At 59.9% G+C, this 17,112-nt stretch carries 7 protein-coding genes; 6 read left to right on the forward strand and 1 reads right to left on the reverse strand.

Annotated features, from left to right (window positions below):
• Window positions 1–10,485, reverse strand: a 10,485-nt coding sequence (locus AWB80_RS21975) for an RHS repeat protein (RefSeq protein WP_143328117.1), incomplete at its 3' end; no start/stop codon positions are given.
• A gap of 401 nt (window positions 10,486–10,886) precedes the next feature.
• On the opposite strand from AWB80_RS21975, the gene AWB80_RS21980 reads away from it, so the two are divergent.
• The 6 genes from AWB80_RS21980 to AWB80_RS22005 all read left to right on the forward strand — a co-directional run bounded on the left by AWB80_RS21980 (window position 10,887) and on the right by AWB80_RS22005 (window position 17,110).
• Entirely contained in the window at window positions 10,887–12,044 is a 1,158-nt protein-coding gene (locus AWB80_RS21980) for a tetratricopeptide repeat protein (protein WP_061176772.1), read from the forward strand.
• Between the two features lie 84 nt (window positions 12,045–12,128).
• A complete protein-coding gene (locus tag AWB80_RS21985) occupies window positions 12,129–12,395 on the forward strand; it encodes a flagellar biosynthetic protein FliQ (RefSeq protein ID WP_061176773.1) in 267 nt (88 codons plus the stop codon).
• A 3-nt stretch (window positions 12,396–12,398) separates the two neighbouring features.
• Entirely contained in the window at window positions 12,399–13,157 is a 759-nt protein-coding gene (locus AWB80_RS21990) for a flagellar biosynthetic protein FliR (RefSeq protein ID WP_061176774.1), read from the forward strand.
• Between the two features lie 3 nt (window positions 13,158–13,160).
• Window positions 13,161–14,231: an EscU/YscU/HrcU family type III secretion system export apparatus switch protein gene (locus AWB80_RS21995; RefSeq protein ID WP_087131505.1), complete on the forward strand. Its 1,071-nt coding sequence runs from the start codon at window positions 13,161–13,163 to the stop codon at window positions 14,229–14,231.
• Between the two features lie 44 nt (window positions 14,232–14,275).
• Entirely contained in the window at window positions 14,276–16,360 is a 2,085-nt protein-coding gene (locus tag AWB80_RS22000) for a flagellar biosynthesis protein FlhA (RefSeq protein WP_244206655.1), read from the forward strand.
• 48 nt (window positions 16,361–16,408) lie between these two features.
• Window positions 16,409–17,110, forward strand: a complete 702-nt coding sequence (locus AWB80_RS22005) for a flagellar hook-basal body protein (RefSeq protein WP_061176775.1) — start codon at window positions 16,409–16,411, stop codon at window positions 17,108–17,110.
• Window positions 17,111–17,112: the final 2 nt, after the last annotated feature.

Here is a 17,112-nt window from a genome sequence, read left to right on the forward strand (position 1 = left end):
CTGGCGCTCCATCACCACGTTGCCCGATGCATCCTTGGCCAGATAACGATATTCGTACTCGGCGTTCGTTGGCAGGCTGCCCGCGTCGAACAGGAAGCGGCCCGCGGCGTCCCGGGTCAGCGTCACTGTCGTGAACTCGCGGTTGTAGTCGTTGTCCTTTTGCGTGGACTTACGGTACATCAGCGTCAGGGTCTCGACGTTGCTGAGTTCGACGCCCTTGTTGTCCGTCGGTGTGAACTGCATGATCGACGGGCGCGTGCTGCCAGTCAGGGTCGCGCTTGCGTTCTCGCCGATTGTGATGTCGCCTTGCCCCATGCACAGCGGCATACCCCACGGGTCATAGGACGTGAACTTGATCGAGTAGCGCGTGCCGGACTGGAGGCCGCACTGGGTCGTATCCCAGATAAAGTCGCCCCCGGTCTTGCGCACCGTCGCGTATTTGGTCGTGCCGTCCTGTAACCACGACACGACCATATAGTCCGTGTCGGCGGGTTGCGTATGGAACACCACACTTGACTTGAAATCGGCAAGATAGCCCAGTACGAACGACGGCGAGGCATCGCCCCCGTGAAGTTCGAGCGCACCGCGTAGTGCATCAATCTTGACGCCGTTCGCATCATACAAGTCGATGTCCAGCGCGTAAGTATCGGCACCGTAGGCGGACATGTCTAAAGTGAAGGCCCCCGTAACCGGGTTGCGATACACCGGTACATCAATCCTCCAGCCTGCATCGCCAGCTTTACGTATATGCACGTCCAGATGATCGGCTAACTTATTCTCGTTGCTTTGCAGCGAATACAGGTTCAGGACTTGGGGCGCGGACCACAGATAGCTCCCTAAAGCGCCCACCGTGAAGCCCGCGCGTTCGCTTGCAAGCTTTTGAGGAATCTCGTCATCTGTGACGCTCGGGCTACCAGACGGCGGGATATGTACCCGATAACCGTCTCGGCGCAGCAGGGTACCTGCCGGGCCGTCTCCCCCGTCGCTGACCGCCATGAAGATCATTTCATAATCGCCGCTCGGCAAATTGGCGAGATTAACTGCGTAACCATTCGATTGATCAATGGCAGGGAGTATCTGAAAGTTTGCTGTTGAACCAGCCGGCCGGCAGTACACCGCGCCCTGCGCATGGGCAAATGTGTCCTGCGCAACACTAAAGTTGCTCCCCACGGTTCCAATCGAGAGAGTTTTCGATGCGCCCAAATCCTCCTTTTTTACCCCCATGTACGACAGTTCTTCCAAGGCGAAAGGATTGTTTGTGAAAAGGTTCGCAATGGAAATCGTTCCAAGGGGCACATGCCTTTCCGGCCCATTCATGGGCACAGCGACAATATCTGCTGTGAAAGAATACCCAATATACTGAGACAGTTTTGCTAGAGGAATCGATATCTGAGTCCCATTCACCTCGGAGGTTATATACTCAATGTCCTGGTAGTAGTCACTTTGCTGTTTCGTTCCGTCAGCAGAATACGCGCCGATGAGCCGGCCATAAAAGGCTACGCTCAACTGATAGGCTCCAAAAGTGCCGGTAAGATCAGAAGAAAGACTTATCGACAGGGATGAGCGGTCCGCACTGACAACTGCGGTTGCCGTAACAACGTTGTCAGTACCCTGTTTAGGCAGGTTGAGGTTAAGGACGCCGTGCGGCATGGTGGACAAATTCAAGTCACTTGTCGCTTCAGGAATGGCGTGGGTATCCAGATTGAAAATCGGGTTTCTGGATAGCTTGCCTAACGTCTGCTTTTCTCCGCCGCTCAAGGGCGATACTACAAGCTCGACCTCGTACTCCATGCGTAGAAAAAATTGATTCTTGGGTTGGCGCCAATCCAATAGAACATCAAGAGTGCTAGCGGCCCTTCCCGATACTGTCACCGTACCAGAATCATTTTTTAGCTTGTTATCCAATCCATAGGCCCGCACGCGGACAATAGCCTGAATCTCATAGTCACCGTAATAGGACGTCAGGTCCGGAATACCGCCGATTTCAATTTTTTCAAGATACGAAACTCCAACGCCCCCTACCCATCCATCTAACGCAACATTTACACTAGCGGCCTTGGTCTCCATCGGGAAACTCAATTGTGCCTCAACCTGTTTCGCCGGCTCCGTTACTGGCCTCCCCGACGGCTCCAACCACCCCGCAATACTCAACTGCGTATTAGCGAACTCCCCACCATCGATCGGGATATCCACCGGACTGAAAAAGATATACGGCACCCCGCCTGACGTCTTCGGCTGGCGAATCTGAATGACCTGGTTACGCTCGTCATAGCGCGTATACGTCTGCATCATGTCGATGTTCTGCAACAGCGTCTTCAGGTCTTCTCCCGTATCGACCTTCACGCCGCGCAAATCCGTGTTCATGGACTCGACCTTCAACGTCGCATTGCCATTGCGGTCATACATGAACAGGTGCGAGATGCCGTCGCCGAAGTTGGTGCGCACCACCCGGCCAGCGTTGTCGTAGTCGGCGTATTCCTGCCATGAGCCGCCCAGCCCGCCGCCGTTCGTACGCTTGCCCGTTAGCTCGCCGAAAGCGTTGTACTTCAACTCGAGCTGCATTCCCGGCAACACAAGGTAACTATTGACCCAGTTCCGCGATTTCTCAATGCGCGACACCTCACGATTGAGCTTGTCGTAGCCAATCTGCGTGAGGTGCTCCCACATCTCGCCTCCCGCATCGACGAAACCCGTACTGCTCGAGGTCATGTTCCCAGCAGCGTCATAGCCAAAATACGTCGACGCGTAGCCGTTGTTGCTGGTGATGTAGTACAGCCCATACCCACCCCAGTAGTTGTACTTGAACTCCTGCGCGGGCGAGCCGTCGCCCGCCGAAATCTGCTCGACTCTGACGCGGTTCAAGCCGTCGTAGATGAAGGTCGTGGTCGAACGGACGAGTCGGCCTTGATAGTCCGCGAACTGCGGCAAAATCTGGCTTGTCTGGCGTCCGAGTGCGTCGTAGGTGTAGTCGTACTGGCTGCCGTTTGCATCCACCTTGCGCAGCAGGTCGCCATTGCCGTCATAGGTGTAACGGGTAGTAGCGTCGCCCGTCAGTTGCTGGAGCTTGCCGTTCGTGTCCACCTTTGCATACTGCACGTTTAGGCGAGACTCACTGGTCTTGCGTCCGAGCCGGTCGTACGTGTAGTTGGTGATGCGATCGTCGCCACTTCGCGGCCAGTCGCTCGGCAGGGTTCCGACGGGTGTCGCCGAGCTGCTGATAGGATCCGGATAAGGCAGGGCGAACTGGATCTCCTGGCTGACGTCGCCCTGTGCATTCAAGGTCCACGCTATACCGTAACCCTTCGCGTCCACTTGCCCGACCAACTGTCCCGTACCGTTGTAGAAGTACATCGTGCGGTTGCCCTCGGGGTCGATCTTTGCGACCACGAGACCCAACGCACTGTATTCATACTTCGTGACCAGATCGCTTCCGGATGTGATGAAGTACGCGCCGCGCTGATCCTCGCCTACGGTCGGATCGAAATACCCGTTGGCGACATTCATGACCCGCGATTCGATCATGTGGTTGTCGGCGTCGTAAGTGACGCGCGTTTCCCGTACATTCGCGGCGTTGACCGGCGCGGGAGGCTGCGATCCGGACGTGGGCGTTACCGGGTCGGCATAGATGCGCGTGCTGACGATGTTGCCCGCCGCATCGAACGTCCACAGCGTGAGTCCGCCGAGCGCGTTGACCTCGCCCGCGCGCTGATTGGCGGCGTCGTAGTACCACGTCGTCTTATTGCCGTTAGGATCGGTCTTTACGGTAAGGTTGCCGCGCGCGTCGTAGTCGTATCGCTCGACAGTCGGCACATAGAGCGTGAAATAGGTCCCGGGATTGGTCTTGGACACAACCCGATCCGCCAAGTCATAGACATAATCCGTTCTTCGCTCTCCCACCTGCCAATCCTGCAAGTCCAGCTTGGCATTCTCGACCAACGTGATGAGGTTGCCACGGGCGTCATATTCATACGTAGTGGTTGCGAGTCGGCCAGCCTCATTGTTTACAGGCAGTGTCTCCGACAGCTTCAATCCGCGCCGGTCATAGGTGTACGTGAAAGCACCGCCCAGCTTGTTGGTATAGCCCGTCCGGTTGCCGAACGCATCATAGGTGTATTTCTCCGCATACCCTTCCGCATCGGTCGATTTGATGAGCTGCCCCATGCGGTCGTACTCGAGCCGCGTAATGGCATCCGAAGGGTTCGACGCAGGCAGGAACTGCGACAGCTCGTACGTCCAGCCGTCCGAATACCAGACGCCGCCCGTCTCGCCGGACTTGTACTCGGCGTAGTGCGTGACCTGCACCGGCTCGCCGAACGCGTCGTAATCCGTCTTGACCACCGAATAGTTCGGGCTGACCTGCGCAATCAATCGGTTCAGCTTGTCGTAGAAGAATGTTGCCTTGCCTAATACCGGATTGATCTCGGCGACCCGGTTGCCGAACGCGTCGTACTGGTAACGTGTTCTGTTACCGAGCGCGTCATCGCTTTCGATGAGCTGGCCGTCCGCATCGAACGTATTTCTCGACGTATACCTAGCGAGCAGCTCGGCCCGCTGCTGCTGCGTCAATGCAGCAGCGCTGAGGCCATTGCCCGAACTGTCGACGTAACCCAGCCTCTTGCGTTCGGCAAGTGCCGCCGCAGTATCGCGCTCAGCAAGCTCCACGCCTCGCGGATCGATCGTCGTCAACACGCGTCCCATGCCGTCGAAGGTGTAGCGCGTGGTCGACGCGATCTGCGTACCCCAGGCCCGCGTCTGCTCGATCAGATTGCCCGCCGCGTCATAGACCGCGTGCGTCACCGACTGCTGGTCCGACCCGTACGCCACCGTCGTATCGATGGCGCGCCCCTGCGCATCCAGCACGTAGTGGGTGACGAAGCCCAACGCGTTGGTCACATCGGTCAGACGGCCCACGCTATCGTAGCCATACTTCGTCACCACCGCGTCGGCGGGCGGCGTCGACGGCAGTTGACCCGGCGCCTGTGCATAGCTCGCCGTGCGCAGGTTTTCGTAACGGCTCGCATAGCGCACTGTCTGCACCAGATGTCCGGCAGCGTCGTAGCGATTCGCCGTGACATAGCCTTCCGAATCCACCACATAGGCCGCCCGGCCCGCGTTATCGAGAATCCATGTCGTGCTGCGGTCTTGATCTGCGCGCGCAACACCGGGCGACGCGAGCCATGTTGCGAGCTGGCTTTCGGTCGGATTGCCCGTGCCGGTCCATGCGGTCGCGTAGACGGTCTGGCCCACGACATTGCCGTTCGCGTCATAGCGATTTTGCGTCACGTAGCCAAGCGCATTGATGCTGAAGACGGGGCGATTGGCCGCGTCGTAGACCGTGCGCGTGATCCGGTCGTTCGCGTGCATGGCGCTCGTCTGTGTTTGCAGGGCACTCGACAGCGCCACCGCATCCGGCGATCCACTCAGCGCGACTGCCGTGCTGTATGCGGTGCGTGAGATAACGTTGCCGTTCGCGTCATACGTTTGTTCGGTTACGTAACCGAGCGCATCGAGCGCGAAGCGCAAGCGCCCGTCGGCATCGTAGGCGTAACGCGTGAGCTCGTCGCGCTGCGTCCATGTCGTAACCCTCGCGGCAATCTGCTCCGCACTCGCCGCCAACGGCAGGCCGCTCAGTGAGATGGTTTTTGCAAAGCGCTGCTGCGATATCAGCCACCCTTCAGCGTCATACACCGATTGAACGGCTGCGCCCATCGGATCGACCGACCAGATCTGCCGACCTTCAGCGTCATAGGCGTAGTGCGTCACGCCGCCCGCGGCGTCCGTCACCGCGATGACATTACCGTTGGCGTCGTAGGCGTACTTCGTCGTCAGTTTCAGCCCCGCCGGATCGAGCGTGGATGAAACCAGGCGTCCGAGATTGTCGTAGGTCTTTTGCGTAACCTTGGACGATGCCGTTCCAGCGCCTTCGGTGATCGTCACCACCCGTCCGGCGCTGTCATACGCGAACTCGGTGCGCAGCTTCAGCCCGGACGCATCGGTCGTTACCGACACGGCTTGCCCGTCGAGGTCGTATTGCGTCTGCGTGACCATGCCGGACGGGTCGGTCGTGCGCACCAGCGCGCCCTTTGCGTCGTATTCGTAGCGAGTCACGAGCGCGAGGCCACCCGGATCGACCGTACGCGTGAGCACGCGACCGACCGCGTCGTAGGAGAACGCGGTCTTCACGCCGCGAGCATCGGTGGTCTGGATCAGATGTCCTGCATGATCGAAGGTCTGCTTCGTGGTCGCGAGCCGGTTCTGCGTCTGGATCAAATTGCCATCGAGATCGTAGGTATAGGACGTCGTATTGCCTCGACCGTCCGTGATTCCGATGATCTGCCCGCTTTCGTTGTAGCTTGTGACGGTACGAATGCCCTCGGGCGTCGTGACCGACACTTTCCGGTTGAACGCGCTGTACTCGTACTTCGTGGTGTGGCCGGTACGATCGGTGCGCGTCAGCACATTGCCGAAGGCATCGTAGGTCAGCTTTGTTCGGCTGCCAACGCCGTCGGTCAGCACGACCACGTTGCCGTTGCGGTCATAGGCCTGCTGCCGCACGACGCCCGTCGCGTCCACGGATTGCGTGACTCGACCGAATGCATCGTAAATGGCCTGCGTGATGAGGTTCAGTCCGCCGGCGTCGCTCACCTGACGGATCTGTTGTCCGACGCTGTCGTAATCGTACGTGGTCGTCGTGCGTACGCCAGCAGCAAGGTCCTGAGTCTTCGACACGAGCGCGCCAAACGCGTCGTACTTATAGTCCGTGCTCGCGCCAAGTGCGTCGGTGCGCTTCAAGAGCCGTCCGGTCGTACTGTAGCTGAAGGTCGTGCGCGAAGCCTCGCCATCATTGCCAAGCGCGATGAACGTCTGCGCAAGCGCCGCAGTGAGCGATCCACCTGCCAGAGACGCCAGCACCGGGGCTGTCAGACGCGTCGCGTAGACGATCGTCGCCGTCATATCGCCCAAGGTGTCGTACTGATTCTCGACGACTTCACCCGCCGCGTTCACCACGTGAGTGAGATGGCCAGCCGTATCGTAGTAGTAGAGCGTCTTGTGGCCATTGGCGTCGGTCATCGACGTGCGCAATCCCGCAGCGTCATAGCCGTAGCGCACGCCCCACGCGTCCCAGACGGCGTCCGCCTGCGATTGCGACGGATTGGCGCCCAGCGCCGCGAGGGCTGCGCTGCCTTCACCACTCAGTTGCGCGGTCAACCGACCTTGTTCGTCATAGCGATAAGTCGAAGTGCGGTTGCCATGCGTCTCGCTGACGAGGTGTCCCATCGCGTCGTAGGCATATCGCGCGTTAGCATCTGCGCCGACCGAATACGAGGTCGTATCGACCAACCGTCCCATCGCGTCGTACAGGTACGTCGTGCGCTCGAATTCGCCGGGCAGCACAGCCGAGTCCAATGCGCTCGCGACGTCGAGTTCGAATTGCACCGCAACCTTGTCGGTGCCCCCGTTGTCCCACACCGGCGATCCGGTCTGCGTTTGCAGACGGCCGTTGACCGTGAGTTCCGATACCGAAATCGACGCGCCCTTTGGCCATCGCAGTTCGACCGTGTGATTCGCGAGCGATACGTAGTTCGAGGCCGTGAACGCATAGTCCTGCCCCGATGACGACACTGTCGCCGTCCCGGCCATCACGCCATCGATCCAGACCTCCACAGAAGCGGGCTGAGATGAACCCATCAGCGCAGAGCGGAAACTGACTTGTACCTGCTGAGGCGCGGTAGCCGCACCCAGATCGATTCTGGCGCCGCGCGTGCGTTCGATCACGTTGCCGGTGGCATCGTAACGGTAGCGCGTCATGTAGCCCTCACCGTCGACTTCCGCGATCAACCATCCACGCGCGTCATACATATAGCGGGTATGAACGTCTTGTGCGTTGCCGCCCGGAATCAGTTGGGCAAGCGTTCCCGTCGCACGTTGCGACGCGTTCGTTGCATTGGCGTAGCGGATCGTTTCAATACGCTCGCCTGCGCCGTTGTAGCGGTATTCGGTGAGATAGCCGAGCGCGTCCAGCTCTCCGACCAACTGACCGTTTTGACCATAGAAGTAGCGAGTCGCGTGATCCTTGTCCGCATTAGGCGCGGGAAGCTCCGATGGCGGGTTGCCGTTGAAGTTCAACCGGTTGGCAAAGACAATCGTCTTCTCGGGTCTGCCAAACGAATCGAATAAGGTTCGCGTGACGACTCCGTCCGAGTCGACCGTATGATCGAGGTAGTTCCAACCCTCATAGAAATACCAGACAGCACGATCGGCGGCACTCGTCGGCGGACGAAATCCCCAGAAATCGATCGTAAAGGGCGAAGACTCCTTGAATTCGACGGGCCGCCCTTGCGCATCGGTGAGCATCGCCATCTGAGCGCTCGTCAGCCGCGTCGCGTAGGTGATCGTCTTATCGACCCATGTGAAATAGTTGGACCAGACGTACTCTGTCAACGTGCCGTCCGGGACAATCTGCGCGGTGCACTGTCCTCGAGCGTTATAGAGGTAGTGCGTGACGCCACCGTTGGCGTCCGTGGTCATGCGCAGTCTGCCGTTCACGTCATACGCGTTCCGGACTTGCGACAAGACCTGACCCGCCCGGGTGTCGGTCACCGCGATGAGCTCGCCGGCCGCGTCATAGGCCGAGATGCGCGTCAAACCATTCGCGAACGTGATGGCCACGGTGTGCTGAGCGCTGTCGTACTGATAGGTCGTGCGTGCGCCATCGAAGTTCGTCGACGCCAACAGACGTCCAAGGCCGTCGTATGCAAACTGCTCACAATGCTCATCACCTGTCGCCCCAACATAACGCTGCAACAGACGACCGAACGGGTCATATACGTAGCGCGTCACGCTGACATCATTCGTCAGGTCGCCTGTGCCGTCTGCGCGCAACTTGGCGTAGCGGGTAACGGAGGCAATGTTGCCGCGATAGTCGTAGCTCGTGTCGGTGCGAATCGCAGCGCTCGGGTCCGGGCAGTTCGCAACCCAGCTATCGAGCATCGCCATGGAGATGGCCGTTTTCTCGTCCAGCCCACTGACGTCGTACATCGAACCTGTATATTCGATCTTCGCAACGAGCTGTCCCGCGGCGTTGTACCTGTACTCCGTTATATTCCCGCCGCTGCCGACCTCATATCGCAGATGGCCGTGCGCATCATACGCATAGCGAGTCGTAAATAAACCAGCAACTCCGAAGCCGTTGTCCCTGTGCTTGTTATCGTGTACCGATTCAGTCAGGATATGATTGTTCTCATCGTATGTCCGAACGACCTCGGAATTATTCAGACCAACATTCGTGCATTTTCCGTCAGCATCGTAGGAGAGACGGACGCCTTTGATGTGATCCTCGAAGTATGTCAGATCACCTTTCTCGCTATACGTGAAGGTAGCGTAGCGCCCCGCATAGTCGTCCAGCACGAGAAGGCGCCCGGCGGCATCATAGGCAAGCGAGGTCTTATAGCCCAGCGGATTGGTCACCGTGGTCTTTTTAGCCCACGTGTCGTAAGTAAGCGTGGTTACGCGCACGGCTCCTGCGTCACCCGTCTCTGCAATCGTGCTCACACGATATTGACCGTCCACCAACAGATAAGTGAACGCGAGCTTGGCCCCGTCGGATTGCGTAATGGTCGAAATACGACTGCTGCTGCCATCGTAGGTATAGGTCGTGGTGAAAGTCTGACCGTCGGCGATGCTATTGTCGTCCGGACTCAAGTCCACGATGACCTGCGACAAACGCCCCTGCGTGTCGTAGGCGTAGCGCACAGCGGTCGACGTGACCAACTGACCACTCGCATTACGACTGACGGTGCCCAATGCGGTCAACTGCCCGGACGCGTTGTAATCGAGATTGGTGACGTCGCCGCTGTCGGTCGTGACCTGAGACAGCAAGCCCGCAGCGCTGTAGGTGTAGGTCACCGTGTTGCCGTCGACATCGCGCGCGGCGATCAGGCGCCCGGCTTTAGCCGCGTCATAGGTCTCCGTGAGCGCGCCCTGAGCATCGTTCCATTTCCATGCATTCGATGCCGAGTCGAACGTCAACGTGCTGCGTGCCGCGATTGAAACGTCCAACATGGCCGGTTGCCCAGCCGCGTAATCCGCGATATACGCCGCCGCACCGTCCGTCGACACATAGCACAGCTTGGCCGCGTCGTACTGGTAGACAACCGTGGTGCCATCCCAGTCCGTCCGGGTAACGGTGCTTCCTGCCGTGTTTAATGTGCCGGTCAAACCACCCACCGAGCGCGTACCGCCCGGTTGCCAATTGTCGCCAGCAATCTGGCCAAGGCTGTTGTAGGCGCGATTGACTGCACCATTCACCCCTCGCCCAATCAGCAGTTGATCCTGATCTTCAATGATCAGATTGCCCGTGGCCGCGTTGACGTAGATGCGCTCCCCGGTCTGCCCGAAGGATGCCTCTCCGACATGCCCGGTCGCGCCCATTCTCTCCGATGACGTTTGCACGCCGAGCCCATTGCCCGTAACGATCGATACCATTCTCGCCTCAACCTGATTGATGTGCTCTCCGGGATACCGCCTCAGTGATGCCGGCTCAGTGACCCCAGTCCATGATCAAGTTGTCGGGATAATTCGCGGTCAGTTAAATAAACCGCTCGACTTTTCGCAATGCTTTACATTCGATGCCTAACTATCAACGCTACGACGTTCGTGGCGCTCGAAATTGTGCGAGGTGTGACCAAGGCCGGCGAACTTTGCTATCAGAAGCCGGCGGCAAGCGTAATCAGCTCGCCTTTGTCTTTTCGATTTTTGACGAATTGGTCATCTGGGATGTCGAGGCACAAGCTACGCGTTGGATTGATCACCCCACCGACCTCAGTCAACGATGGACGCTCCTTCGCGTTGCGCCGATAATCGAGCCGCTTCTATAGAGACTTTCCATGCCGACTACTCCCGCACCCTCTCCGTCTAACGCTGCCCACGAGCTCGCCAAGTGGCTAGGATTTCTGGAACAGGATCCCCACAATCCAGGCCTGCTGCAGCAAGCCGCCTCGAGCGCCTTCGACGCAGGTCAGCCAGCGCTGTGTCAAAGCCTGATCGAGCGATACGCTTCGCACGCTTCGTTGCCGCCCGCGATGGTCAATCTTCAAGCGCTGCTCGCTCTGTCTGAAGGAGATTTTGAGGGCGCGTTGATTCACCTCGCCTCGCTCGAGGCCACTCATCATGCTCCGGTGCTCCGCTACAACATGGCGTATGCCCATGCGATGCTGGAACGATATGACGCCGCGGCGGCTCTGCTGGACGAAACAGTGCTTGACGCGGTGCCTGCAGGGGTGACACTCGCCGTGCGGGTCGCGCATCATCAAGGCGAACTCGACCGGGCCATGGCGTTGGGAGAACGTCACGCGCGAGACGCCGTGATCGATGCCGGACTTCCGGGCGCACTCGCCTCAGCATGTTTCGACGCCGAGCGCCTCGAGAATGCGCGACGGTTCGCGCTACTCGCGCCCGACGCACCTGACAGCCAGACCGTGCTCGGTTTGCTCGCGCTGCACGATGGCGCACAAGCCGAGGCAGAAGTTCTGCTGCGCCGCGCACTTACGGCATCCCCTAAAAGCGGGCGTGCCATGCTCGGCGTGGGCCTGTGTCAACTAACGCAGCGGGACTTCGAGGGCGCGGCGGATACCCTCGATGCAGCCGCATCCGCGTTACAGCGTCACGCGGGATCGTGGGTGGCGGCAGCATGGGCCCATCTCTATAAATCGGATCTTGCAACCGCGCGCGCGCGATTCGAGCATGCCGCGATTGTGGATCGCGGATTGGCGGAGGCACCGGGCGGGCTCGCGGTGATCGCCTGTCGGGAAGGTCGCACAGAGGAGGCAAAAAGATTGGTCACTACGGCACTCCGACTCGATCGCAACTGCCTTGCTGCAGCGCTCGCGTCAAGCATGCTCGCTGCGAATGCGGGGGATCAGGCGCAGTCCGAGGCGATCCTGCAGCGTGCGCTCCGTAGTCCGTTCGGCGCTGACGGAGAGACGCTCAGTGAGCTGATATCCCTTCGATCCCTGCGGACAGTCAACGAACATGGGAATTCGTAATATTCGTAGCCACTCGTTACGACGCATTCAGTTTGATCGCTACAATCGCGCCCATCTCTCGGAATCGCTGGTAGAAGTCGAATCATGTCCGCCGACCAGGCACTGCAATTCATGGCTCAAATGATGTGGGCGGGTCTCGTGATCGCCGGGCCCGTGCTTGCAGCTTGCCTGATCGTGGGTCTGACCGTCAGCGTGTTTCAGGTAGTCACGCAGCTTCAGGAAATGAGCCTGAGCTACGTGCCCAAGCTCGCGGTCGTCGCCATCGTGCTTGCGGTCATGGCGCCGTGGATGTTGAGTCGCCTCGCTCGTTTTGCGACTTCGCTTTATACCTTCATCCCTTCTCTGGGCTGAGCGATGGCGATCCAAGTCACCACGAACTGGGCCCTGTGCGCATTGCTGCTTTCTCTCCGATTAGGATCACTATTCGTGATTGCGCCGCCCATGTCGCAATTGCGGGTACCCGTGCGCGTGCGTGTGTTGATTGCGCTCTCGCTCGCCGCCTGCATGGCCGATGCGAATTCCTCGACCGAGCTTCTCACACTAAGCAACGGTGACCTGGTGCTCGCGGCGTGCGTGGAACTGATGTTCGGGCTTGCGCTCGCCTTCGCTCTCCAGGCGATGTTCGCATCCCTATCGTTTGCCGGCCGCGTCATCGACGTGCAAGCCGGTTTTGGGCTTGCGATGGTCATCGATCCCGGCTCACGTCAACAGGCGCCCTTGTTCGGCACGATTTTCATGCTCGTCGCAGGCGTGATCTTCTTTTCATCCAACGGTCTCAGCAGTCTGCTCAGACTACTCGCCACGCTCAGCCGTCTCTTTCCGCCAGGCCTGCTGGTGTTCAACGTCGGGCCACAGGAAATCATCGAGTATTTCGGCACGGTAATGGGTCTGGGTCTCGCCGCTGCCTCCGCGGTGATCTTGAGCCTCTTTCTGATCGACGTGTCGATCGCATTTCTTTCACGCACGCTGCCGCAGATGAACGCGCTGATGCTGGGACTTCAGGTGAAGACCGTCGTCACGCTCGTGGTCGCCTCGATGTCTCTTGGACTGATCGCGCCCGTCACGCTGCGCCTGCTCGACTCGGCGCTTCGCTTTGTTTCGTCGCTGGAGTAAGGGATGTCGGCGGACGAACAAAACAGATCCGAGCAGGCCACCGCGTACAAGCTCGAGCAAGCCCGCAAAAAGGGCATGGTGGCTCGCAGCCCGGATGCAGGCGTCGTCCTGGGTCTGGCAGGGTTCGGAGGATATCTGTGGGCGCGCGGCGATCGACTCGCCGCTCGACTCGCCGCGCTCGATGCGCGCGCGCTGCACGATGCTGCCTACCTGGCGTCGAACGGACAGGCGGTGCTGACGCTGGCGGAATCTCTCGCGAAGCAAACGGCACACCTCGTCGCCCCGCTCGTCGGCGTTTCGGTCGGTGCCGCGCTGCTCGGATCTGTCATGCAGACGGGGCTCCTGTTTGCGCCGAGTGCGCTGAAAGCGGACATGAGTCGCTTGAACCCCGCACAAGGGTTCAAGCGCATTTTCTCCATGCAGTCCTTGATCGAGGCCGCGAAAGCCTGCATCAAGATGCTCGTGTATGGCGTCATCATCTGGCGCTTCATTGCGTCGATCGTGACGACATCGGTTCATGCGCCGCTCTCCACTTCAGCCCTGTGCGTCGCATTGCTGCGCCAATGTCTGAGCCTGTGCACCGCACTGCTTTGCGCAGCCGTCGTGTTCGCGCTGATCGACCAGGTCATCGTGCGCCGCGCGTTCGCCAAGAAGATGCGCATGAGCCGCCACGAGATTCGTCAGGAACACAAGCAGCGCGAAGGGGATCCACGTATCAGGCAACGGCGCAGACAACTACAGCGCGAGTTGCTGCAACGCTCGGCCAGTATGAGAAACATGCGCCAGGCCGATGTGCTCGTCACCAATCCAACGCACTTCGCCGTTGCGCTCAAATATGACTCAGCAACGATGGCCGCGCCGGAGCTCATCGCGCGCGGCGCCGGTGACTTCGCGCTGCGACTGAAGCGCCTCGCATTCGTCTACAGCGTGCCCGTGATCGAATCGAAGATGCTCGCTCGCCAACTCTATCGTGATGCGGCCTTCGAACGCGAAATTCCCGCGCATCTGTTCCGCGAAGCCGCAGCGGTATATTTGCGCGCCAAGCGCGCGCCTTCGCAGCGAGGTCAAGTATGATCGGCTTGCTGGCACGCTTGCGCCATCAGTCGGATCTCGCGCTGGTGCTCGGCGTGGTCGTGATCCTGCTCATCCTGTTCACGCCGATTCCCGCGGGTGCGCTCGATTTTTTCATCATCGTGAATTTCGCCTTCGCGTTCACGATTCTGCTGCTCACGTTTTACGTGCTGCGCCCGGTCGACTTTTCGACCTTCCCTTCGCTGCTGCTGATCGCAACGCTCTTCCGGCTGTCACTCAATATTGCGGCGACCCGGCTCATTCTGTCCGGCGCGTCGGCAGGCCAGGTAATCGCGGCGATCGGTGAGTTCGTCGTGCAGGGCAATTTCGTAATCGGCCTGATCGTCTTCTTCATCTTGATCGTCGTGCAGTACGTGGTGGTGACCGCCGGTGCGCAACGCGTCTCAGAAGTGGCCGCGCGCTTCGTGCTCGACGCCATGCCGGGTCAGCAGATGAGCATCGACGCCGATCTGAACATGGGTCTCATCGATCAGGATGAAGCCAAACGCCGGCGCAAGGATCTCGAGAAGGAAGCGGGTTTCTACGGGTCAATGGACGGCGCAAGCAAGTTCGTCAAGGGCGATGCCATCGCCGGCATCGTCATCCTGCTCATCGATATCCTCGGCGGCTGGGCGGTGGGCGTCGCTCAAATGGGCATGTCGCTCGGCGAGGCCATGCGTATCTTCACACTGCTGACCATTGGTGATGGCATCGTTACCCAGGTGCCCGCGCTCGTGATCTCGGTGGCCACCGGCATCATCGTGACGCGCTCCTCGGCTGATGGGAAACTGAGCAACGAGGTATTACGCCAGCTCGTCAGGTTCCCCAAGATTCAGTTTCTCGTGATCGGTGCGGTCGCGGCGCTCCTCCTGCTGCCGGGCATGCCCAAGTGGCCCCTGGTGCTGCTTGCGGCGCTGGCGCTCGCCGGGCGTTTCGCGATCAAGCACGCATCCGCCTCGAGCGACGGCTCGGCGGCAACCTCGAAGTCCGGAGAAAGTACGGCGGGCACAGATGAAGCCGACAACGCAGCCACGCCGCTCGCAGCAATCGAGGTCCGCTTCGGCTCTTCCATCAGCGCCGCCTGGATGCCGATGCAGACGGTATTGGCCGACCGCATCGCCGCTTTTCGCACTCAATTCGCGGAGGAACTCGGCCTGGTGGTGCCGCCGGTGGTGTTTCGCGACGGACCCGAACTACCGGTCAACGACTATCGCGTCAGCATTTTTGGCAGCCGCTTCGGTCAATCGGCGCTCCATCCAGAGCGTACCCTCGCGATCAACGCACGCGCCGAACCGGTCCCGATCGCCGGTATCGCCACACGCGATCCGGCCTTCGGCATGGCCGCCGTCTGGATCGAGCAGGCGCAACAGGCCGAGGCAAGAGCGCGCGGCTACACCAATGTCGACCCGATTACCGTCCTGATCACACACGTCACGGAGGTGATTCGTGCCAACGCGCCGCAACTGCTCTCGCGCGCGGTGCTCATGACGATGCTCGAAAGCGTGCGCACGCGACAGCCCGGTCTCGTGGAGGAACTCGTGCCGAATATGCTTTCGGTCGGCGACGTGCAGCAAGTCCTGCAAGGTTTGCTCGCCGAGCATGTCCCGATTCGAAACATCGACCTCATCGTCGAAACGCTCGCCAACTACGGACGTCACGAGAAGAATCCAGTCTTGCTCACGGAAACGGTGCGGCAAAAACTGGGACACGTGATCTGTCAGACCGCGCAAGGCGAGCATGAGACGCTCGCCGTCCTCACGCTCGACCCCGTACTCGAGGCAAGCATCGCGCAGAATCTGAACAGTGCCGACGGGAACGCCTCGTTTCTGCTCGATCCACGCTCGGCCGAGGCTTTCCTGTCGCGTCTTCTAACACAATCGGACGTCATGATGCGACAAGGCCTGACGCCCGTACTGCTGTGTCGTCCCGACATCCGTCGACACCTCAAGACATTCACGCGGCGCACCGTGCCACGCCTCGTCGTCCTGTCGATGAACGAAGTACCGCATCAGATCAATCTGCGCTCGTTTGCCATGGTTGCGCTGAATGCAAGCCCGCCCAACACGCCACGCGGCGCTCAGTCAGCAACCGGGCAGCAGTCGAACCCGCCTTCCGTACCAGTTGCGGCGTGATGCTCACTCCGGTTTCCGAATCACGTTTCGAACAAAATATCAGCTCATATGGACAAGATCATGGCGCTCGGCGCCAATCTCATCGCACTGGAGACGCGCCGTGTGGAGACTGCGGGTCACAACGTGGCGAACGCGGCCACATCCGGCTTCAAACGGGAAGTCGCTTTCGACGACATGATTGACTCGGTCTCGCCATCAAGCGCGCGTACGCCCACCTTCAAGGTCGCGACAGACTTCTCAGCAGGCAAGCTCGTTCACACGGGCGATCCGTTCGATCTGTCGATAAGCGGAGACGGATTCTTCGAGGTTGCCACGCCGAACGGCCCCGCTTACACGCGACTGGGCGCGCTGACACGCGACGATTCGGGCCGCTTGCTTACCCGCAACGGTTGGCCGCTTCAAGGCTCGGCCGGCGATGTGGTCGTGACCTCTACCAACTGGCACGTCGAGCCCGATGGAACGGTCATCGACGCCGGCAATCCGGTGGCGACCCTAAAGGTCGTCGCGTTTGACGATCCGTCGAAACTGCGGCGCCTGGACGGCGGCTTTTTCGTCGCCGACGCCGCGAACCCGGTGAGCGTCGATGATCTACAGGTCCGTCAAGGCTTCGTCGAATCATCGAATGTCACGCTCGCCAACGACATGATTCAGATGATGGCGGCGATGCGCCGTATCGAGTCCGGCCAGAAGATCGTGCACGCCTACGACGACATGATGGGCACCGTGCTGCAACGTCTCGGAGACATGTAATC

Source organism: Caballeronia pedi (genome assembly GCF_001544915.2).
Taxonomy (GTDB): domain Bacteria; phylum Pseudomonadota; class Gammaproteobacteria; order Burkholderiales; family Burkholderiaceae; genus Caballeronia; species Caballeronia pedi.